Genomic DNA, 24,712 nt, shown 5'->3' with positions numbered 1-24,712 from the left:
TCATAAATTGACATGAGGGAGGATGGGGAATGGGAAACGAGTCAAAAGAGGCACAATTAGGAATTTTAATTAAAAAGTTGCTTCATGAACGGTCAATGTCCATGCGTAAACTAAGCAAGCTGTCAAAAATCAATGTCGCAACCATTTCCCGTATTATTAATGGGAAACAAGCAGCTCGTCCAAAGCATTTGGAGCAAATTGGAGTGTGTCTTGATGTATCGATAGATCGTTTATTTTTGGCTGCTGGTTATCCGATGTCAATCTCTAAAGAGCCCCTACCATCCGATATTCATACCTCGATTGATAACATTCAGAAAGTTCTAGAATCATCCGGTTTATTCGACTGGAAATATACAACAGAGCAAGTACAACAGGAATTAGAAAAATACGAAAAGCATGCACAGACTAAAGAGGGGAGCAGAATTATTACAGAAGAATTTCAAGAAAAAGTGAAGAATGTGAATGGAGAAGGACCATTTATTGATCAATTAAAAGAAATGTATGTCCAATTTTGTCATGATGAGATTCAACCACTTGAGAAGGCTGTGATTGGTAGTGCTCTTCTTTACTTTATTTTGTCAGTTGACATCATTCCTGATTATGTCTTTCCAATTGGATATTTGGATGATGCGATTGCGGTTCAATTGACGTTGCAAAAGCTAGGGAAGCTAGAGGGGCAGGTGAAAAGAGGAACGAAGGAATAAAGGAATAAAGGGACCAAGACTTGCCGAGAGGTCAATAAAAGAATTGTTCAAGATAGAGTTCGGATTTTTCTTGAATGAGAACAAAGGTTTGTATTATGATGATAAGAAGGTTATTGTTCAATATAAATTATATAAATAGAATCGGGTAAGCATACAAAAGTGTATTAAAAACAAATTGTACTATGTACTAATTGTACATTTAAAACAAGAAAAAGAGATTGGTTTGTATAAGCTCACTCTTCCCCTTTTAGCCCAATACTTATCAGTTTAAACAAGAATATATAATTCACTTGCTAATAAGGGAAGGAAAATAAACCCTTGTATATTTTTTCCTTTTATGTACAATTAGTACATAGTACAAAAATGGGAAGAAGGTGAAATCCCCTATGTCAGAACGAGAAAGCACTGGGTTTCTGATCAAACAAAGAGCCTTTCTTAAACTATATTTGATTACTATGGTAGAAAAGAAAAGGGGTTATGCCTTACAGATGCTCGATTTTTTACAGCATGACTTCAAAAATCTTGGTTATAGACCCAATCACGCGGAAATTTATCGTTCTCTTGATGATCTTGTGGAGGATGGGATTTTGTATCGGGTAAAAAAATCTCAACCAAACCTGAATGCTAAGCATAAGGAAGTCGTTTATTATCATTTTGTTTCGAACGGCGGTTATGAAGCAGCCTTGCGCTATAAGGCAAACGTAAAAACCGATTTAGACAGATGTATTGGGATTTTACGAAAAGCAGTTGCAGATAATTATTAATATAAGCTTGTTAGGGATAACCCGATTTCTGGATAAGAAATTGGGTTTTTTAAGTTTTCAGGAACTGACCTGGAATATGATTTACTTCATACAAATCCAAAGTCAGCATGTATCTATTCTCAGACCTATTTAACTATGTCAGGAGCAATTCCAGAACAAATAGGCTTTAATGGCTATAATCTAAAGAAATTCAATTCGTGTGAAAAGATTATATAAGCTTCCCTGAGCAAGGTAGGTATAAGAACCCTTCGTTTTTGGAAACAACTGTTTTCAATAAGAGGTAAAAAAAACGGAGGATAGCTGATGACACATAATCACATTGGAAGTGAAGGACTACCACGCTTTCCCGAGCCTTACTGGAGAGATTCGGTTACACTACCGACATTTCAATCCTTACAAGAAGACCTAGAGGTAGATATCGTTATTATAGGTGGTGGAATAACTGGAATCACGACTGCCTATCTTCTTGTAAAAGAAGGCTTGAAAGTTGCTTTACTAGAAGCGGATACTTTATTAAATGGAACTACCGGGCATACAACAGCTAAAATTACAGCCCAACACGGTTTGATTTACGATGAATTAATCAGTCATATGGGGCGAACAAAAGCAAGACAGTATTACGAAGCCAATTCAGAAGCACTCCAATTTATTAAGCAGACTGTTGAGGAGCATCAAATCAATTGTGATTTTAGTCAGCAGGATGCCTATATTTATGCTACCACCAAAGAGTGCGTCCATAAGCTGGAACAAGAGTTTACAGCCTATCAACAGCTACATATCCCTGGTGAGCTCATAAGTCACATCCCTTTTGATATAAAGATTCATAAAGCTTTATCGATGAAAAACCAGGCACAATTCCATCCTGTATCCTATTTAACCAAGCTCGTACAATTGATTGTTGAAAGTGGAGGACTTATTTTTGAAAATTCGATGGCCATCGATCTTGAAGAAGGCAATCAGCCAACTGTACTTACACGCGAAGGTCGACGTGTCACAGCAAATTATGTTCTTTCTTGTTCCCATTTTCCTTTTTACGACGGATTGGGGTTTTATTTTACACGATTGTATGCACAAAGATCATATGTGATTGCCGTCAAAACCGAAAAAGAATTTCCTGGTGGTATGTATATCAGTGCAGATCAGCCCACACGATCTCTACGTTCCACAACAATGAACGGTGAAAACATTGTGCTTATCGGAGGAGAGAGTCATAAAACCGGTCAAGGTAAAGACACACTCGAACATTATAAAGCTTTAGAAGCGTTTGGCCATGAAGTATTTGGCATGAATGAAATTCTCTATCGCTGGTCAGCTCAGGATTTGGTTACCTTAGATAAAGTCCCATATATTGGAGAGATTACTGCCAATCATCGCAACGTCCTTGTGGCAACTGGGTACAGAAAATGGGGAATGACAAATGGAACTGCCGCAGCACTACTTCTTCGAGATATCGTGTTAAAAAGGGAAAATCCTTATATTGATTTATATCGGCCTTCACGATTCTTTATTAATCCAAGTTTGAAAGAATTCTTTGTACAAAATCTTGATGTCGCTAAGCATTTAATTAGTGGGAAACTTGAAGTCCCTGATCGGAAAATAGAAGATTTAACGAATGGGGAAGGTAGTGTTGTGCTATATAATGGGGAACGTGCTGGTGCCTATAAGGATGACAACGGTCAATTACACATAGTAGATACAACTTGTACACACTTAGGATGTGAAACAGAGTGGAATCATGGCGATCGGACATGGGATTGCCCTTGCCATGGCTCAAGGTTTTCCTATACGGGCGAAATTATAGAAGGTCCAGCAGAATTACCGCTAAAAAGATTACAATAGGAAGTCTGCTAGAAGAGAGTGAGCAAAGAAAAAGACCGTAAAACGTTTCCTGAATACCTATAACATACATCAATATCATACGTAAGAAATTCAATAGAGTTACTAGAAAATTGGTAGGAATAAATGAATAATTAAGAAGACCTCAGGGGATAGACACCTCGTGAGGTCTTTTTTGCTATGTTTTAATTGCGTCTCGAATCTCTTTTTGAATCTGTTAATATGCTTTTTTGGAACCTCTCGTTACATCTCTCTGTAATTTACGGGTTTCATAACTAATAAATAATGTATTTAAATCATAGCGAGGGATCTTTTATTTTTAATCAACTATTCTGTAAAAGGTAGGCTTGATAAGCAATGTGATTATTGTAAAAAAGCTGTATGATTTATAAGTCAAGAAACAAAGGGAAGAGAATCTAATCTTTACCAGCCTCTAAGCTCTAAAATAGCATATACGTTTCATTAGGAATTTCATACCCTTTTATGTTCTAAAGTAGTAAATGACTATTTTAATAATTATAGAAATGAAATTTATCTATCTTCATCAATCTTCATTTTAAGTGTTTTTTTCTTGATATTTTTTAACTTTTCTATCATATAAAATTTTAATTATTACTTTTAATCTCTTATTTGGCAATAAAAAACAGAATGAAAAGACATAATATTAATAATTTCACTTTTAAAAATAATGATACAATTGTAAAAGCACAACTTATTAACAAATATTTACACTACATTCAATTAGGAGGAAAAATTGGGATGATCAACCACGAACAGATATACCCCCTCACTCACTCCCAGAAACGTATTTGGTTTACAGAGGAATTTTTTCCTAATACCAGTATTTCGAACATTGGAGGTCTAATTAGGTTACAAGCAGAAAGGCTAGACTATGCACTGTTGCAAAAAGCAATCCAAACATTTATTCAAATGAATGATTCTATTCGCCTGCGTATTATTTTGGATTCTCAGAGTAATGAACCAAGGCAGTATATTGCACCTTATCATCAAGAAGTACTGCCTATGTTAGATTTCAGTGAAAAAACGGATCAGGATGAGTTATACTCTTGGGCCAAAGAAAAATTTCAAACCCCATTTGAACTTTTACACAAACCATTGTTTAAATGTTCTGTTATTAAATGTAGTGAACAAGAAGGGTATATTTACCTAAAAACGCATCACATCATTACGGATGGTATGGCTTACGTACAAATCGTGAATCATATTATTTCCATTTATACAGAATTACTTACTGGCACAGATGTTTTAGAATCGAAGTACATGGGTTTACCAGCTTCTTTTATAGAATTTATTCATGATGAGGAAAAATACACAAGCACAGCACGATTCCAAAAAGACCGAGAATTTTGGCACGAAGAGTTTTCTACTTTACCAGAATTTACTGGTTTTAAGGCATATGACGCTTATTCAGTTAGTACGAAAGCAAGAAGGAAAAGAATCGTTGTACCACAAGATTTACGAAATCAAGCACAAAAATTTTGCACAGAAAATAATATCAGTATTTTCACCCTATTCATGTCGATGTTTCATGCATATGTTTACCGTTTGACAGGACAAACAGACATAACCATCGGAACAACTTGCAATAATCGGACACAGCGTAAAGAAAAAGATATGATTGGTATGCTAGTTAGCACGATGCCGTTTCGTTTTCAAGGAGATCCTGAACAAGATGTTCTCTCGTTTATCCGCAATGTAGCGAAGAAGCAGAATAAATTATTTCGTCACCAGAAATATCCATACGATCAAGTAATGCAAAAAGTTCGGGACAAGCATCCTCATGTAAATAGTCTATTTCGTCTATTTGCTGGGTATCAGATCCTTGATTTTGAACAAATAGCTGGAGTTCGTTATACGGTAGAACAATTGTTTGTGGGTCATATGACAGAAGAGATTGCTTTACATATTCAAGAGCATAAAGACAAGGACTTATTGACCATTGAAATAGATTATGTAGAAGAAATGTACACAGAAGATGAAATAAGTAGATTGGCTAAACATCTTTTACGTTTGGCTCAAGATACGATTTCATTTCCGGAGAAAAAGGTAGCTGAGCTACAAATGCTCTCAGAGGAGGAGCAACACGATCTTGTTGTCTTATCAAATCAGCTTGTGAAACCATTCCCGGAAGAGAAAACGATTCATCAGCTCTTTGAAGAGCAGGTGGCTATGAATCCTGATCAGATAGCCGTCTACTTTGAGGGTTCAAAGCTCACTTACCAAGAGCTAAATGAAAAGGCAAACCAGCTTTCCCATATCCTTCGAGATAAAGAAGTCACTACGGATCAGCTCGTAGCCATAATCGCAGACCGTTCTGTGGAAATGATCGTTTCCATCTTAGCTATTCTCAAAGCAGGTGGAGCCTATGTTGCCATAGATCCTGTGCATCCATCAGAGCGTATTTCTTATATGCTGCAAGATAGTGAAGCCAACATTCTGTTAGCCCAAAAACAATATGTGAAAGATATCTCGTTTGGCGGACACATCCTAGAAATAGATGATGAGAAGCTCTTTGTTGGCAATAAGACAAATCCTACTTGGACAGTGCAAGCGACGGATCTTGCTTATGTTATCTACACATCTGGAACAACAGGTAAACCAAAGGGGGTTATGGTTGAGCATCGTGGAATTATCAATTTGCAACAATTCCTCCGTACACAATACGGGCTCTGCAAACAAGATCGTATCGTCCAATATGCCAGCTCCTCTTTTGACGTATCTGTAAAAGAAATCTTCATGGGCTTATTACATGGCGCGACATTGTATGTCCCGACCAAGGAGACAACACAAGATCCGACCTTATATGAAAACTATTTGAGTAGTCATCAGATCACAGTGGCCGTACTACCGCCTGTTTTTGCTGTTCATTTACATGCAGACAAGCTCCGTTCCTTACGTCTCTTATTTACAGGTGGTTCTGCAACCACACCAGAAATGGTTCGAACTTGGAAAGATCGTGTGATATATGTAAATGCTTATGGTCCTACAGAGGCCTCTGTTCAGGCAACAGCATGGATTGCCGAAGAGCGAGAAGACGGCATGATTTCTATCGGTAAACCAATTGATAATGTCCAGGTATATGTTATGAATACCGAACATCAACTGCAACCAATAGGCGCAGTCGGGGAACTATGCATAGGTGGGGCAGGACTAGCGCGTGGTTATCTTAACCGTCCTGAATTAACCCAAGAGAAATTTATCGCGCATCCTTTCATTACAGGTGAAAAAATCTATAGAACTGGTGACTTGGTAAGGTGGATGCCAGATGGCAATCTTGAATATCTGGGGCGTATGGACGATCAGGTAAAGATACGTGGCTATCGTATTGAGTTACTAGAGATTGAAACACAATTGCTAGAAATAGAAGAAGTTGTTCAAACCATCGTTATCCCGTTTACCAACGATAATGGGCAGACTGACTTATGCGCTTACTTTGTGGCTACACGAGAAATGAGCAACCTTGAACTGCGCCAATCCATTGGAAAAAATCTACCAGCTTACATGATTCCTTCTACATTTATGCAGCTCGACGAAATGCCACTTACGGTAAACGGCAAGATTGATAAGAAGGCTCTTCCAAAACCTGAAGGAACGGTGAACACTGGATTACCATATGTTGCGCCGAGAAATGAGGTCGAGGAGCTACTTGCTAGTGCATGGGAAAAAGTGCTAGGAATAGACCGCATCAGTATCATGGACAACTTTTTCGAGATCGGTGGAGACTCGATTAAAGCAATCCAAATTTCCGCACGTTTGCATAAAGACGGCTTGAAGGTAGAAATGCGCGATATATTTAAACATCTATCTATTTCCGAGCTCAGCAAATACGTCAAGGTAGTTAAAAACGCCTATGATCAAGGAATGGTGGTAGGTGATGTTCCACTTACTCCTATTCAGCATTGGTTCTTTGAGAATCAAAAAAGCAATAGACATCATTTTAATCAAGCGAATATGCTGTACCGTGCAGAGGGGTTTGAGGGTGAAATAATTCGGCAGGTGTTCGAGCATATCATTGAACACCACGATGCATTGCGAATGACCTACTCAACTCTAAAAAATGGAAGTATTCAGCAGGTAAACCAAGCGTTCACTAAAGATCATTTTGATTTTGACATTTTTGATTTAAGAGATGAAACAAATGAATCGGTCATCAGAGATCAGATCAAACAGGAAGCTGACCGTCTCCAAACAAGCTTCGATCTTGATAATTGGGGACCATTAGTCAAAATAGGTTTATTTAAAACCACTTCAGGAGATCATCTATTGATTGTAATTCATCACTTAGTTATTGATGGAGTTTCTTGGCGCATTTTATTAGAGGACTTATCAACAGGCTATAGCCAAGTAGTCAAAGGAGAAGCTCTCTCCTTTCCATCAAAAACAGTCTCGTTTAAAGAATGGTCGACCCAATTGCAATCCTATGCAGCAAGTAAGGCGTTTCTTAAAGAAATCCCCTATTGGAGACAATTGGAACAAACCACAATCCAACCTTTACCAACTGATGGATCTATTACAAATAATCAAAAAAAGGATAGCTCGGATATACATGTTGAACTCACTCCACAACAGACGAAACAGCTATTACAAGATGTACATCATGCCTATCATACCGAAATTAATGACCTATTACTGACTGCATTAGGTCTTACCCTAAAAAACTGGACAGGAGAAGAAAACCTTCTCCTATTACTCGAAGGTCATGGTCGTGAAGATATCATGGCGAATATGGATGTTACCCGTACGATTGGCTGGTTTACATCTGCGTATCCGGTTATTTTGCCCATCAAAGAACATGAATTGTCGAAACAAATTAAGCTTACGAAAGAAACATTGAGAAGCATCCCTACTAAAGGTATTGGTTACGGTATCTTACAATATATAACCCCTGTAGAGCAGGCTGAATCAATGTCATTCCAGTTACAACCACAAATCAGCTTTAACTATTTGGGGCAATTCGATCAAGATACTGCAACAGAGGTGTTCTCATCTTCACAGTTGTCTAGCGGTGATTCAATCAGTCCATACTTTGTGCGTGATCAATTACTAGAATGCAATGGTGGTATTTTCGATGGTAAACTACAAATGATTTTTACCTACAACCATCACGCTTATCAAGAATCCACAATTCAACACATTGCGGACCAGTTTAAGACAAACCTACTCGATCTTGTTAAACATTGCGTAGCAAAAACAACCAGCGAGCTAACTCCGTCCGATGTAGGAGCGCTGAATCTCTCTATCGAGGAGTTTGAAGACATCCAATCAATCCTGCAAGAAGTGACTGGAAATACAAAAATTACTAAAGTATATCCTCTGTCGCCTATGCAGGAAGGCATGCTATTTCATTCAGAATTGCAGCCTGAAAGTCCAGCATATTTTGAGCAAAACAGTATCCCGCTCAATGGTACGCTCAATCTAGCTCTTCTGGAACAAAGTCTAAACATGGTAATAGCTCGTTATGATGTATTACGGACTGTGTTTGTCCATCAAGAACTGAAACGTCCGGTACAGGTTGTTCTACAAGATCGACAAACAAACATACACTTTGAAGACATTTCTCATTTAGACGCAGTAAGTCAGCAATCATATCTTGATTCCTACAAAGAGAGGGATAAGCAGGAAGGGTTTACAATAGCAAAAGACGTACTTCTGCGCCTTGCCGTTTTAAAAACAGGGGAAGACACCTATCAATTACTCGTAAGCTTCCATCATATTATTATGGATGGCTGGTGCTTTGTTATCGTATTAGATGAATTGATACGTACGTACCATTCCCTACTAAACAATACGGAAATTCAACAGAATCCTGTCTATCCTTATAGCGACTATATTGAATGGTTGGAGAAACAGGACAGAGAAGAGGCTCTTACTTATTGGAAAAATGATCTACTCGGATATGAACAGTTAGCCACACTTCCGAAATGGCGCTCGCAGAAAACAAGAAACTACGTTCAAGGTAACCATCTTTTCCATTTTGATAAAGAGACTACAATCGGACTAGAACGGTTAGCAAAGCAATACCATACTACATTAAACAATGTTTTCCAAAGCCTATGGGGCATTCTGTTGGGGCGTTATAACGGAGTAGATGATGTAGTTTTTGGGGCAGTTGTCTCTGGACGAAACGCAGATATACAAGGCATTGAACAAATCGTAGGTTTATTTATTAATACGATACCTGTTCGTGTACAACCATTTGCAGAACAAAGCTTTATTGAATTATTGCAAAAGGTAAAAGAACGTGGAACTGCGTCGTCTCAGTTCGATTACTTATCACTTGCTGAAACACAGGCAATGAGCTCCTTAAAGCAAGGATTATTAGACCATCTCCTCGTCTTTGAAAATTATCCGACGCCTGACAAAGAAGGAGCATCCTCCAATGAGAAGAGATTAGATTTTGAGTTTGCTAACATGGAGGTTTTTGAGCAGACAAACTATGATTTCAATGTACTTGTAGCCCCATATGATCAGCTATATGTAAATTTTAGATACAATGAACAAATCTATGATCCACAGCTTGTAGAAAGCATAGCTTCCCATTTGACAGAATTGGCATGTGCGGTTGTTTCCAATCCAGAAATGAAGCTAGGCAATATCAACATCTTATCTGAGGCTGAGAAAGAACATATTCTTCATGAATGTAATCAAACAACAGTAGATTTCCCGCGTCATAAGACGATTCATCAGCTATTTGAAGAGACTGCTGCTAGAATACCCGACAATACTGCTGTTTATTTTGAGAATGAAGAATTAACCTATCGTATGTTGCATGAGCGCACCAACCAGCTAGCTAGAACATTACGAGCGAATGGCGTAACACCTAATAGTATTGTTGGAATTATGCTTGATCGTTCCTTTGAGATGATAATTGGCATTTTGGGGATTTTGAAAGCAGGAGGAGCATATCTACCACTAGACCCGAAGCATCCACAAGACCGTTTAGAATTTACGTTAGAAGACAGTAAGACAGAAATCCTATTAACCCAATCAGAATACAATGGACTAGTAGATTTTAATGGCTTTGTCATCGAGCTAGATCAACCAGGTGCTTATCACATAGACAGCACCGATTTAGAACATGTGAATCAATCGACAGATATGGCTTATGTTATCTATACGTCCGGCTCAACTGGTAAACCAAAAGGTGCCATGATTGAACATACATCCGTACTTAATCGACTACTCTGGATGCAAAAAGCATATCCACTTACCGAAAATGACGTCATCTTGCAAAAGACTCCGTTTACCTTTGATGTCTCTGTATGGGAAATGTTCTGGTGGGCATTTGTAGGAGCAAAAGTGTGCTTCCTCATACCAGAGGGAGAAAAAGATTCGTCTACAATCGTAGATGCCATTGAACGCCGGCGCGTAACTACAATGCATTTTGTACCATCCATGCTCCATGCCTTCTTAGAGCATATCGATCTAAACTCGTCGGAAATCGAAAGACTCGCAAGCTTACGCACAGTTTTTGCTTCTGGTGAGGCATTGCAGGTTGCACATGTCGAACGTTTTAATTCTCTTCTTCATGCTTCGTATCATACGAAATTAGTTAATTTATACGGGCCAACGGAGGCTACTGTAGACGTTTCGGTATTTGATTGCTCGATAGAAGAAAAAATGGATACAGTACCTATCGGAAAACCGATTGATAATACTCAGCTATACATCGTGAGTAAAGAGAATCAGCTCCAGCCTGTAGGAGTCGCAGGTGAACTTTGCATTGGCGGGGTGCAATTGGCTCGTGGTTATTTGAATCGACCAGAACTAACAGCTGAAAAATTCGTTCCTAATCCGTATGTAATGGGAGAACGGATGTATCGTACGGGTGACCTTGCACGTTGGATGCCAGATGGTAATATTGAATATCTTGGTCGTATCGATCATCAGGTTAAAATTCGTGGCTTCCGCATAGAGCTTGGTGAGATCGAAACCCAAATTTTAGCTTACGAAGGAATAAAGGAAACCGTTGTCATTGCAAGTGAAGATAATCAAGGGGAAAAATATCTGTGCGCATATTTTGTAGCTACGAAAGACATGACTTCCACTGACTTGCGAGACTTTTTAGCAAATGAATTACCTAGCTATTTTATTCCTGCGCAGTTTATTCAGCTTGAAAAAATGCCGCTTTCTCCAAACGGTAAAATCGACAGAAAGGCTCTACCAAAAGACGAATTCATAGGGAAAGCAACTGAGTATATGGCTCCCCGTACTAGACTAGAAGAAAAGCTAGTTGCTATTTGGCAGGAATTGCTTGGCATCAGTCCTATCGGTATTTATGATGACTTCTTTGAACTCGGAGGACATTCTCTCAAAGCTACCGTTCTCGCATCTAGATTGCATAAAGAATGTGACGTACAAATTGCATTGAGTGATCTTTTCCAATTTAAAACAATAGATGCATTGGCAACCCTCATTAATAGAACAAAGAAGACTCATTATTCAGAAATACAACCGATTGAGCCTAGCAATTATTATTCCGTGTCTTCTGCACAAAAGCGAGTGTTAATTATTGCCCAAATGCAAGGTGCACAATTAGCCTACAATATGCCTGTTGTATGCAAATTGAGTGGTTTTATCGACAAAGACCAATTGGAAGAAGCGTGCAAAAAACTAGTACAACGCCACGAGAGTCTACGTACTTCGTTTGATTGGATTGATGGAGAACCTGTTCAAATTATTCACCCTCATATTGATTTCAACATGTCTCGTAAAGAGTTATTCGTTGATATCTCAATTCGTGAAGAAGCCATAGCTACTACGGTACAAGCATTTATTAGACCGTTTGATCTAAATCGTGCTCCGTTATTCCGAGTAGAATTAGTCACCATGGAAGAAGATGAGCATATTCTCATGATAGATATGCACCATATCATCTCAGATGGTGTCTCCACAAACATTTTGCTTCATGAACTATCTAAGCTCTATGCAGATGAAGAGTTACCTAACCAACGAATTCAATACAAGGACTTCGCTGCATGGCAGCAAGAGATGTATCAAACGGATGTAATGCAAAAGCAAGAAGCCTTTTGGCTGAAAACATTTGAAGGGGAAATACCAACTCTCCAAATGCCAACAGATTATGCTAGACCATCTGTACAAAGCTTTGAAGGAGACATCGTCTCTTTTGGCATAGATGCTGATTTGACCCAAAACCTTCGTCAAATTACTTCACTAACGGGGACAACGATGTATATGGTTCTTCTTGCAGCATTCCAGGTCTTGCTTGCCAAATACAGTGGACAAGAGGAAATTATCGTGGGAAGCCCAGTTGCAGGTAGACAGCATGCTGATGTTGAGGAAACCGTCGGAATGTTTGTTGGAACACTCGTTATGAGAGGATTCCCAGCTCTTGAAAAGACTTTTACTAGCTATCTTAAAGAAGTAAAAGAGAGCACTTTGCAAGCGTTTGAGAATCAAGATTATCCGTTTGAAGAACTCGTAGAAAAGCTTGACGTTAATCGTGACATGAGCCGAAACCCATTATTTGACGTCATGTTTGCCTTGCAAAATGTAGGCAATGAAATATTGAAAATAGATGGGGTTAAAACAACTCCTTACGAAGCCATCTTCAATCTAGCTAAGTTTGATATTACACTAGCGGCATTTGAAGTTGGAGAAGAGATCAATTGCTACTTTAACTATAGTACGAAGCTATTTAGAAAGGACACCATTCATCGTTTGGCAGGACATTTCGTACAAGTACTTCGTTCGATTGTCAACAATCTTGATATTCAAATTTCGCAAATTGACATGGTAACACCAGCAGAAAAAGAACAGCTTCTCGTTGCATTTAATGATACAGATAGAGAGTTTGACACCCAGGCAACGATACAGCAGCTCTTTGATAAACAAGCAGCCTTGTCTCCAGATCAAGTAGCAGTATTTTTCGAGGGGAAACAGCTTACGTATCAAGAATTAAATGAAAAAGCAAATCAACTGGCACGCTTGTTAATCAGAGAAGGGATTGTAAAGGACAATATCGTTGCTATCATGACAAGTCGATCACTAGAGATGATTGTATCGATTGTAGCCGTACTCAAGGCTGGCGGTGCATATGTACCAATAGATCCTGTCCATCCAGCTGATCGTATTCAATACATGCTAGAGGACAGCAATGCAAAGGTACTACTCACACAGAAGTACCTTATGGATAAAATACCTTTTAATGGTTATATCCTCGATATAGAAGACGAAATGCTCTACCAAGGTGAAGTAACTAATGTCGAAATACAAGCTTCATCAACAGACCTGGCTTATGTGATCTATACATCAGGAACTACTGGTAAACCAAAAGGGGTCATGGTTGAACACCACGGAATTATTAGCTTGAAAACCTATTACCAGTCAGACTTTGGCATAGGTATTCACGATCGTATGCTACAATTTGCAAGCTCTTCCTTCGATGTATCAGTGTGGGAAATCATCGTTTGCTTACTAACAGGAGCATCGTTATACATTCCGACCCAAGATACAATATACGATCCAGCTGCTTTTGGAGATTTTATTGAAGCTCACCAAATCACAGTAGGATTGATACCGCCTGTATATATCGTCAACGTGGGGCCAAGCAAATTATCATCGATGCGTCTTTTGCTCACGGGTGGATCAGCATCGAATAGTGACATTGTAGCAACCTGGAAGGATCGGACAACCTATATGAATGCTTATGGACCGACTGAATCGTCTGTCATAGCGACTACATGGGTTGGTACAGATCGAGAAGATGAAGCATTACCGATTGGACGACCAATCCCAAATACGAAGGCCTATGTTCTAAATGGTCAGAACCAGTTGCAACCAATTGGTGTATTAGGTGAATTATGCATTAGCGGAGCAGGCCTAGCACGTGGTTATCTCAATAAACCCGAGCTAACCGAAAAAGTGTTTGTCGAGCATCCATTTGCAGAAGGCGAACGGATGTACAAGACAGGGGACTTAGTAAGATGGCTCCCAGACGGAATGATCGAATACTTTGGACGGATCGACGATCAGGTAAAAATACGTGGTTACCGTATAGAATTAGGAGAAATTGAAGCACACTTGCTTTCTCTTCATGAAATACATGCTACAGTGGTCGTAGCGTTTACTAATGAAGAAGGACAACCCGATTTATGTGCTTATATCGTTGCTGATCATGAAATCAATATGGCTGATATCCGGCAACAGATTGGCCAAAATTTACCTTCATACATGATTCCAGCATACTTTGTGCAGCTAGATAGCATACCGATATCGGTAAATGGAAAAGTTGATAAAAAGCGACTACCAAAGCCTTCTACATCTAATTCAGATGGTAGAGAATACGTGGCACCACGAAATGAAATAGAATCAACGCTTGCAAGTATCTGGAAAGCAGTCCTAGGAGTAGAGCAGATTAGTATTCACGATAACTTCTTTGAAATAGGTGGGGATTCAATCAAGGCTATTCAAATTTCTTCCCGTCTTCATAAAGAAGGACAAAGGCTAGTTATTAGCGATTTGTTTAAAAATCCGACGATTGGACAACTAAGTAAGTATGTAAAAGCGGGTACTCAAACTTTTGACCAAGGATCAATTGAGGGAGACGTACCACTTACACCAATCCAACGCTGGTTATTTACGGAACACAGTACAAATCTTCATCATTTTAATCAAGCGAATTTCCTCTTCCGACCAGAAGGATTTAACGTAGAGTACGTTCGTCAGGTATTTACCCATATTATTCATCATCACGATGCATTACGTATGGCCTATTTCTTAACGTCAAACGATATGGCTAAGCAAGTAAATAGAGGAATAAATGAGACAGAAGCTTCTTTTACTGTAGAAGTTATCGATTTGATGCAGGAATTAAGCGAGGAGCACGTGGCAGAACGGATCGAACAAGAGGCAAACCGTATTCAAAGCAGTATGGGCCTGCTTCATCAAGGGCCACTGGTCAAATTAGGTCTATTCAAAACTACAGAAGGTGATCACCTTCTGATTGCCATTCATCATCTCGTTATTGATGGTGTATCGTGGCGTATCTTACTTGAGGATTTTACAACAGGCTATGAACAAGCACACAAAGGAGAGCCTATCGTTTTCCCAGCGAAAACTGTTTCGTTACAAGAATGGGCAAAGCGTTTGGAAACCTACTCTACAAGTAAGGAACTACTTAGAGAGAAAACATACTGGAAACAAATCGAAGAAACAAGACTTGATCCAATCCAGACAGATTTCATTGCTAGTGCTAACCGTATGAAAGATAGTTCATCTTTATCAATGGAGCTATCCGAAACCGAGACAGCCCTTTTATTAACAGATGTGCATCGTGCATATCGTACTGAGATGAACGACATCTTGCTAACAGCGCTAGGAATAACGCTTAAAGAGTGGACGTCAAATGATAACATTGCTGTCTTACTTGAAGGACATGGGCGTGAGGATATTATTGAAGAGATGGACATCAATCGAACAATCGGCTGGTTCACATCTGCTTTCCCAGTCCTACTCCCGATGTCTAGGGTTTCAGATGTTTCATACGGAATAAAACAAGTCAAAGAAACCTTGCGCAAAATTCCTAATAAAGGGATTGGTTACGGTATACTTAAGTATTTGACCCCACTGGAACACAAGCTAGATATTTCGTTTACGATACAGCCTGAGATTAGTTTTAATTACCTAGGCCAATTTGATCAAGAAGTAACAACAGAAGTATTCACGGTCTCAAATATGTCAAGAGGTTGCCTTGTAAATCCAGAGATGAATCGGGATCAATTAATCGATATAACTGGTGTTACTGTTGGAGGCAAACTACGATTGTCTTTCGTATATAACCATCTTGCATTTCAGAAGGAGAGTATTGAGAAGCTAATCGAAGGTTTTACATCTAACTTACTATCAATCATCAAACATTGTATGAGCCAATCAACAAGTGAATCAACGCCTTCTGACTTGGGTTATGCAGGTCTACCTATTGAAGAATGGGATACCATTCGTACTTTTATACAGTCTGAATTAGATACCAATGAAATTAGCAAGCTATATCCACTTTCTCCCATGCAAGAGGGCATGTTATTCCATGCAAACCTAGATACGAATACATCTATGTATGTCGAACAATACAGTTTACCTTTATCTGGAAGTATGGATATTTCTAAAATGGAACAGGCTTTCAACTCTATCATCCAACGCTACGATGTGTTACGTTCGATATTTGTACATCAAGATATGACACGTCCACTGCAAGTAGTTCTTAACGAGCGTATAGCTACTGTTCGCTTTGAAGATATTTCTGCTTTAGCTCAAGAGGATCGAATTGAGTATATGGAAAGCTTTAAACAAAAGGATAAAGAACGTGGATTTAAGCTATCTAGTGATAGGTTGATTCGGTTGGCTATTCTGCAGACAGGGTTGGAAGAATACCTCATGATTTTAAGCTTCCATCATATTCTTACAGATGGTTGGAGCATACCAATCATTATGGGGGAATTCATTCATACGTATCATTCGCTACTCAATGATATTCCTTTATCACTCGGTCCCGTCTATCCGTATAGCGACTATATCAATTGGTTGGAAAAACAAGATAGAGCAGAAGCCATCTCGTATTGGCAGGAATATGTAGCAGGGTATGAACAACTGGCTACTATACCAAAGGAAAGAAAAGGTCAAGGTGTAGAATACAAGACCGAGCTGTTTGAGTTTTGCTTCGATCAAGCTATGACAAGTGGTTTAGAGCAGTTAGCCAAGCAATACCAAACCACTTTAAACAGCGTATTCCAAACAATCTGGGGCATACTGTTAGCTCAATATAATCGTGCCAATGATGTGGTGTTCGGCGCTGTAGTCTCTGGTCGCAATGCAAATGTTACAGGCATTGAGCAAATGGTCGGTTTGTTTATCAATTCAATTCCTGTACGCATACAATTGGATGCAGAAACAAAGTTTATTCAGTTACTGCAACAAGTGCAAGCTGATGCCCTTACCTCGTCTGATTATGACTATCTCTCACTTGCCGATATTCAATCCACAAGTGAATTACGTCAGGGCTTACTTGATCATTTGATTGCTTTTGAGAATTATCCGACTCCAGCAGAGGATGGCAATATTCATTTAGCTAAAAAGGTAGTAATTGATTTTCAACAAATGGAGGTATATGAGCAAACCAACTACGATTTCAATGTAGCAGTGGGTCCAGGTGAAGAACTTTATATTAAGTTTATGTACAACGCGCATGTCTACAACAAACAAATGATGGAGAACATTGCAGCTAATCTCAAACAAATCGCACGGAGCATTCTTGCAAATCCATCTAGTAAAGTAAGTGATATAGACATTGTTCCTGCTGAAGAAAGACAAAAATTACTAGTTGAGTTTAACCATACACAGGCTCCATTTGAGAAAGAGAAGACCATTCCTCAGATTTTTGAAGAACTGGTAATGAGATATCCCAATCATCCTGCTGTCTATTTTGAAGGTGATCAATTAACGTACCAAGAACTGAATGAAAAAACCAATCAGTTGGCACGTGAACTACTTACACTTGGAGTGACGACCGATCAGATTGTTGCAGTTATGACAGACAAAAGCATCGAAATGATTGTTGCTATTATGGCTGTCCTAAAAGCTGGAGGTGCCTACTTACCAATTGATTCATCTTATCCAGATGAGAGAATTGCATATGTATTAGAAGATAGCCAAGCTACGATTCTTTTGACACAAAGTCATTTACTCGGATCAATTCGTAATGACTTCGCTACCTATCAAGGTAAAATTTTGGAGCTTACTGACGATAGACTGTATCAAGGCGATAAAACTAATCTCAATTTATCAATCACACCAACCGATCTTGCATATGTTATCTATACGTCTGGAACAACAGGAAAACCAAAAGGTGTAATGCTTGAGCATCACGGAGTTGTTAAGTTAAAGCAGTATATCCATGATCACTACGGAATGTATAAAGAAGATCGCGTTTTGCAGTATGTTAGTCCTTCTTTTGATGCATCTGTAAAAGAAATTTTTGCTTGCTTGTTAAATGGAGCAACATTGTACGTACCCACGAAAGAGACTACTCAAGACCCTACTTTATTTGAAGATTACGTGAATCGTCATCATATTACGGTAGCGGCGTTACCACCTGTCTTTCTCGTACATGTAAATCCTGATAACATAACATCTTTGCGGCTTTTATTTACTGGTGGCTCTGCGATTACTACCGATCTGGTCCAAGCATGGAAAGACCGAACACTATACGTCAATGCTTACGGTCCAACTGAAGCGTCTATCCAAGCGACAGGCTGGATAACAGCAGAAAGAGCAGATGGAATCTTGCCAATTGGGCGTCCAATAGACAATACCCAAATCTATATTGTTGGAGTTGATTATCAATTACAGCCGATTGGCATTCCAGGAGAACTTTGCATAAGTGGAGTAGGTCTGGCACGAGGTTATCTCAATCGCCCTGATTTAACACGTGAAAAGTTTGTAGACAATCCATTTGTTTCTGGCGAAAAAATGTATAGAACAGGTGACTTGGCAAGATGGCTTCCTGATGGAAATATTGAGTATCTTGGTCGTGTGGACGATCAAGTAAAAGTCCGTGGTTTTAGAATTGAGCTAGGAGAAATTGAAGCCCAATTGCTAACACACGATGCCATCACTGAAGCGGTTGTCCTAGCCCTCACAGATGAAGGGGGACAAACTGATTTATGCGCTTATTTTGTCAGCACGCGTAGTATAGCCGCTATTGAATTGCGACAATATCTTGAGCAAAGCCTGCCATCCTATATGATCCCAGCATTCTTCATCAATTTGGAAGAAATGCCTGTGACGATCAACGGAAAAATAGATAAGCGCAGTCTACCAAAGCCAGACAAAAATGTTGATACAGGAGCAGTTTATGTGGCACCACGCAATGCTATTGAATCCAAGCTGGTTTCTATTTGGCAAGAGGTACTAGGCGTAGAACGAATCAGTGTCCTTGATGACTTTTTCGCACTGGGAGGCCATTCATTAAAAGCCACCGTACTTCTATCGAAAATTCATAAAGAATTCGAAACAGAGACATCTCTTCGTGAAATTTTTAAACACACGAAGCTCGAAGAAATGGCCACTTTAATTGGTCATGGACAGAAGAGTGCTTTTGAAGAAATAGAACCAGTGGAGATAGCAGAAAGTTACCCTGTCTCTTCCGCTCAAAAACGACTGCTTATCCTAACACAGTTGGAAGGAGCTGAACTTAGCTACAATATGCCAATGGCCCTGAAGCTTTCAGGTGATATCGTAGCTAATCTACTGGAAAGCTCATTCCAAGAGCTAATTAATCGTCATGAAAGCTTGCGGACATCTTTTGACTGGACAGATGGGCAAATGAGACAGATTGTTCATGAATCTGTAATGTTCCATATGGTTCATACAGTGGCTTCGGAGAGTGAACGTAATCAAATCATCTCGACATTTACACAACCATTTGATTTGAATCAAGCACCGTTGATGAGAGCTCATCTTGTCACTTTTAAGGAGAAGGAACATCTCTTATTACTTGATATGCACCATAGCATTTCTGACGGGGTTTCTATGAGTATCATACTCACGGAGTTAGCTAAAATCTATGCAGGAGAAGAACTCCCTGCATTATCAATTCAATATAAAGATTTTGCTATGTGGCAACAAAAAATGTATGAATCTGATGCAATGCAGAAGCAAGAGTTGTACTGGCTTGAGAATCTCTCAGGTGACTTGCCAGTTCTACAAATGCCAACTGATTATCCAAGACCAGCTGTTTATAGCTTTGATGGTGACAATCTTCCCTTTACTGTGGACAAGGAATTATCGAGCGCTCTAAGACAACTGGCAATGGAGACTGGAACGACCATGTATATGATATTACTAGCAGCATTACAGATTACCCTTGCCAAATACAGTGGTCAAAATGACATTCTTATCGGAAGCCCGATTGCCGGACGTCCACATACTGATCTACAAAGAATCGTTGGGATGTTTGTAGGTACGCTAGTGATGCGTGGGTTCCCAGAAGCCCAAAAGAGTTTTTCAACCTTCTTATCTGAGGTGAAAGAAACAGCGCTTCATGCCTACGAGAATCAAGACTATCCATTTGAAGAGCTGATAGAAAAACTAGACATCAAGCGTGACATGAGCCGTAATCAACTCTTTGATGTCATGTTCACTCTACAAAATATGGATGGTCCAGAAAATGGATTGACTTTTGGTGAAGCAAATGTCTCCCTATATGAAACTAGGCAGAATATGGCGACTTTTGATCTTACTGTGACTGCTCATGAATCAACAGAAGGGATTCGAGTTGATCTAAACTATTGCACGAAATTGTTTAAGCGTGAAAGTATTGAGCGTTTTTCTAATCATTTTACGCAGGTACTGCGTGCAATTGTTAGAGACCATCATGTTATTTTAGCTGAGATAGACATGGTGACAGATAGGGAAAAACATCAATTAGTAACAGAATTCAATGATACAAAGATGGATTTCCAGTCTGATAAGACTCTTCATCAACTCTTTGAAACGCAGGCAGAATTATACCCAAGTAATAGAGCTCTCTATTACGAAGGACAATCTTTGAGTTATCAAGAATTGAATGAAAAAGCAAATCAATTGGCTCGCTTACTCGTCGCAAAAGGGATAAAGGAGGAGGATAACGTAGCAATCCTAACAGACCGTTCTCTTGAAATGTACGTCGCTATTTTAGCCGTTCTCAAAGCGAATGGCGTTTATGTACCAATCGATCCAGCTTATCCAATGGAGCGTATTCGCTTTATCCTAGAAGACAGTCAAACACAATTTCTGCTTACGCAAACAAACACTGACTTGCGTGCCAATGTTTCAGACAACATGGAAGTTATTCAATTAAATGATCAATCTCTGTACCAAGGAGAACATGAAAACCTAGCATTGCCAGCCTCACCAAACAATCTTGCATACATTATATATACATCCGGTACGACAGGAAATCCAAAGGGCGTCATGCTAGAACATCGTGGAGTGGTTAACCTGATAGATCATATTCGATCAGAGTATGGCATTTGGGAGCAAGACCGAGTCATTCAATACACAAGCCAATCATTTGATCCATCTATCATGGAAATCTTCTTGGCATTACTCAATGGGGCAGAGCTATATATCCCAACCAAGGAGACAACTCAAGATCCTGCTTTGTATGAGAAATTTATCAATAAACACCTGATAACTGTAGCTGAAATTCCTGGAGCATTTGCTAGTGTAGTTAACCCGGAAAGACTCATTTCTCTTCGTTTTGTCTCAACAGGTGGCTCCGCTTTGGCACCTGGAGTAGCCAAAGCATGGAGAGATTACGTTCGCTTCATCAATGCATATGGTCCGACAGAGACCACTATTCAATCAACAGAGTGGGTTGTAGAGGAACGAACCGATGGCGCTCTACCGATCGGACGCCCAGTAGCAAATACACAAATCTACATCTTGAATCCATCAAATCAACTCCAATCCATTGGTGTACCAGGCGAATTATGCATTGGAGGTGTGGGGCTTGCGCGCGGTTATCTCAATCGTCCTGATTTGACAGAAGAGAAGTTCATTGATAACCCGTTTGTTACAGGTGAAAAGATATACAAAACAGGTGATTTAGCTAGATGGCTTCCTGATGGGAACATTGAGTTTTTAGGCAGAATTGATGATCAAGTAAAAGTACGTGGCTTCCGCATCGAGTTGCTCGAAGTAGAATCTCATATCCTAGGACTTGAAGATATTTCGGAAGCTGTATTGACTGTAATCCAGGATACAACAGGCCAAAATCAATTATGTGCCTATTTCGAAGCAAAACGCACAATTACCGTTTCCGAGCTACGAGAGCAACTAGCAAAAACGTTACCAGCATACATGATTCCTTCCTATTTTGTGCAATTGGAGAGCATGCCGCTCATGGTAAACGGTAAGATTGATAAAAAGGCTTTACCGGCAGCTGAAGGAAATATGGTTATCGGTAGTGAGTACATTGCTCCACAGACTGAGATGGAGGAGAAACTTGCGGATATCTGGGAAGAAGTGCTTGGTATGGTACAAATCAGCGTAGAAACGGATTTCTTTGAATTAGGTGGACATTCTCTCAAAGCAGTACAGCTTGTCTCAGCTATTAGTAGAGATATGGGGATAGAGATGCCACTTCAGTTTGTATTCCGCTACCGTACCATTCGTCAATTAGCCGAGAAGCTGACAGTACTGCAATATGTACAAGTGGATCAAGAGGCACCTGTTACCCTGCTTAATGAAGGAGGAAAGCCAATCGTTTTTGCCTTCCCGCCAATCGCAGGTTTAGGTGCTGCATTCAAAGAAATCGCAAGCGAGCTTCCGGAATACTCGATCTATTCATTTGATTTTATCACGCACGATCATCTTATTGATGAATACATCAATCACATAATGAACATCCAATCAGAGGGGCCATATCTACTGATGGGTTATTCAGCAGGGGGAAATGTGGCATTCGAGATTGCCAAAGTACTAGAAGAAAAAGGTCATCAGATTCAAGGAATCATTCTTCTTGATACGATAAGGCAGACCGATTACCAGCTCGTAAACGATGAAGAAATTCGTGAAAATGTGGAACTGATCGATAAAGCTGCAGAAGAGAATGAAATATTCAAGGTGGCGAGTATACGGAACAAAATTGTCCAAAACATCGAGAATTATGGTGCATTACTCAATACCATAATCAATGACGGTATGGTTGAGGCAAGCATCCACCTCATTTTAGCGAAAGAGATTGAGCGTGAAGAGGAACTGAAATGGAAGAAGTCTACAACGGGCACCTATATGGAATATCAAGGATATTCTAAACACTATGAGATGGTTGACAAGCAATTTGCCAAACAACATGCTTATTTAATCAATGAAATTTTGGCATTGCTACATCAAGTTGAAATATCCCATTAAGAAGTAAAATTTACATGGAACTGGGTTGTTTCATAACATCGAATATTCCCAGTTCCTTTCTTCTATCTCATTGTAAGGAGAACAAGTATGGGAGAAATGAAGTCGTTATTTACGAATAAAAACTTTACCTTGCTCATGATTGGGCAAGTCATTTCGTTTACAGGCAGTATCATACAGCGTTTTGCTCTTTCCCTGTATGTCCTTGGAATCACTGGCTCTGGTACGTTATTTGCTACCGTACTAGTTATGTCATTAATCCCAACCATTTTACTAGGTCCAATTGCAGGAGTATTCGCTGATCGGTTTAGTCGTCGAAATATTATGATTGTGCTGGATATACTTTGTGCGATTATCGTTGGTATGATGTTGCTCTTGTCTAAAAACGGAATGCTAGACTTACCAGCAATCTATCTGGGAGTGATTTTACTGTCGGTTTTCACTGCTTTTTATGAACCGGCTGTACAAGCATCTATACCATCATTGGTAGGGGAGAAGCAGCTTCTTAGCGCTAATTCACTTAACAGCTTGTTCATGACGTTAGCCAATATGACAGGTCCTATTCTAGCAGGAATATTATATGGGACATTGGGCTTGGATGCCTTACTGCTGATTAACGGAATTAGTTTTTTATTTGCGGCTATCCTTGAAATGTTTATGGTTATCCCACAAACAATACGTGAGAAATCTTCCAATGTCATTCAGGAATTTAAGAGCGATTTGAAGGAAGGCTTCAAATTTGTATATAAGAGCCAATATCTTGGGAAGCTGATATTTGCTACTCTAATTGCAAATGTATTCATATCGCCTATTTTTACAGTTGGGATTGCCTATATCACAAAAATGAGCTTGAAAATGTCGGATCAGATGTACGGACTGAGTGAAGGTGTAATCATGGCAGGTAGTCTCATGGCTCCAATCGCCTTGGGTCTATTAACTAAAAAACTAACAGTCAAAAATGCTTTTGTTTCCATGCTGTTGCTATCAGGTATTTTCCTGTTTGCTACTAGTGGCTCCATTCTTCCGTCCTTCACAGGAATCTTCCCAGATGCAACGATTCCGTTCTGGATATTTACCACGTGTGGATTTGGTATCATGGCTTCCATTACTATCCTTGCTATCGTTGGGATGACCATGCTACAAAATGATACTCCAAATGAAATGTTAGGACGTGTAATGGCACTTGTCACCTCCATGACAATGGCTGCAATACCGCTAGGCCAATTAATGTATGGTTTACTGTTTGATCGTTTTGCTGATAGTAGTTATATTCCCATGTTACTTTCAGCTATTGTCAGTGTAATCCTCAGTCTTTACATTAAAGTTTCACTGGCTGGATATAAAGAAAGAGATGAATCAGCACCTCAAAACCCCGATTCGACCTCTGCTTAAAGATTATTAGATGACAAGATGCTCTTCGGTAATCTCGCATAAACAAATTAGTTTAGTAGAGTGGAGAAGCGAACCTAAAAATAAGAG

The 24,712-nt window shown here is 39.4% G+C and carries 5 protein-coding genes; all 5 read left to right on the top strand.

Translation table 11 applies throughout. The features are described from left to right. The first annotated feature begins 29 nt into the window (after positions 1–29). The 5 genes from BrL25_RS22565 (at position 30) to BrL25_RS22545 (ending at position 24,625) form a co-directional block, all read left to right on the top strand. Positions 30–704, top strand: coding sequence for a DUF1232 domain-containing protein (locus BrL25_RS22565; RefSeq protein WP_018673036.1), 675 nt, complete (start codon positions 30–32; stop codon positions 702–704). 386 nt (positions 705–1,090) lie between these two features. Further along, positions 1,091–1,468, top strand: a complete 378-nt coding sequence (locus BrL25_RS22560; RefSeq protein WP_018673035.1) for a replication termination protein — start codon at positions 1,091–1,093, stop codon at positions 1,466–1,468. Positions 1,469–1,771: 303 nt separating this feature from the next. Further along, the gene (locus tag BrL25_RS22555; RefSeq protein WP_018673034.1) at positions 1,772–3,307 is read left to right on the top strand and encodes an FAD-dependent oxidoreductase; all 1,536 of its coding nucleotides are present in this window, start codon (positions 1,772–1,774) and stop codon (positions 3,305–3,307) included. Positions 3,308–4,063: 756 nt separating this feature from the next. Continuing rightward, positions 4,064–23,236: a non-ribosomal peptide synthase/polyketide synthase gene (locus BrL25_RS22550; RefSeq protein WP_018673033.1), complete on the top strand. Its 19,173-nt coding sequence runs from the start codon at positions 4,064–4,066 to the stop codon at positions 23,234–23,236. Between the two features lie 87 nt (positions 23,237–23,323). Next, a complete protein-coding gene (locus tag BrL25_RS22545; protein WP_018673032.1) occupies positions 23,324–24,625 on the top strand; it encodes an MFS transporter in 1,302 nt (433 codons plus the stop codon). The last annotated feature ends 87 nt before the right edge of the window (positions 24,626–24,712 follow it).

The sequence above is a fragment of the Brevibacillus laterosporus DSM 25 genome, assembly GCF_002706795.1.
Lineage (GTDB): Bacteria > Bacillota > Bacilli > Brevibacillales > Brevibacillaceae > Brevibacillus_B > Brevibacillus_B laterosporus.
This window is presented reverse-complemented; position numbering and strand designations above follow the sequence as displayed.

Coding starts and splice junctions, on each gene's coding strand:
- BrL25_RS22545 (WP_018673032.1), top strand. CDS start 23,324: ATGGGAGAAATGAAGTCGTTATTTACGAATAAAAACTTTACCTTGCTC.
- BrL25_RS22565 (WP_018673036.1), top strand. CDS start 30: ATGGGAAACGAGTCAAAAGAGGCACAATTAGGAATTTTAATTAAAAAG.
- BrL25_RS22560 (WP_018673035.1), top strand. CDS start 1,091: ATGTCAGAACGAGAAAGCACTGGGTTTCTGATCAAACAAAGAGCCTTT.
- BrL25_RS22555 (WP_018673034.1), top strand. CDS start 1,772: ATGACACATAATCACATTGGAAGTGAAGGACTACCACGCTTTCCCGAG.
- BrL25_RS22550 (WP_018673033.1), top strand. CDS start 4,064: ATGATCAACCACGAACAGATATACCCCCTCACTCACTCCCAGAAACGT.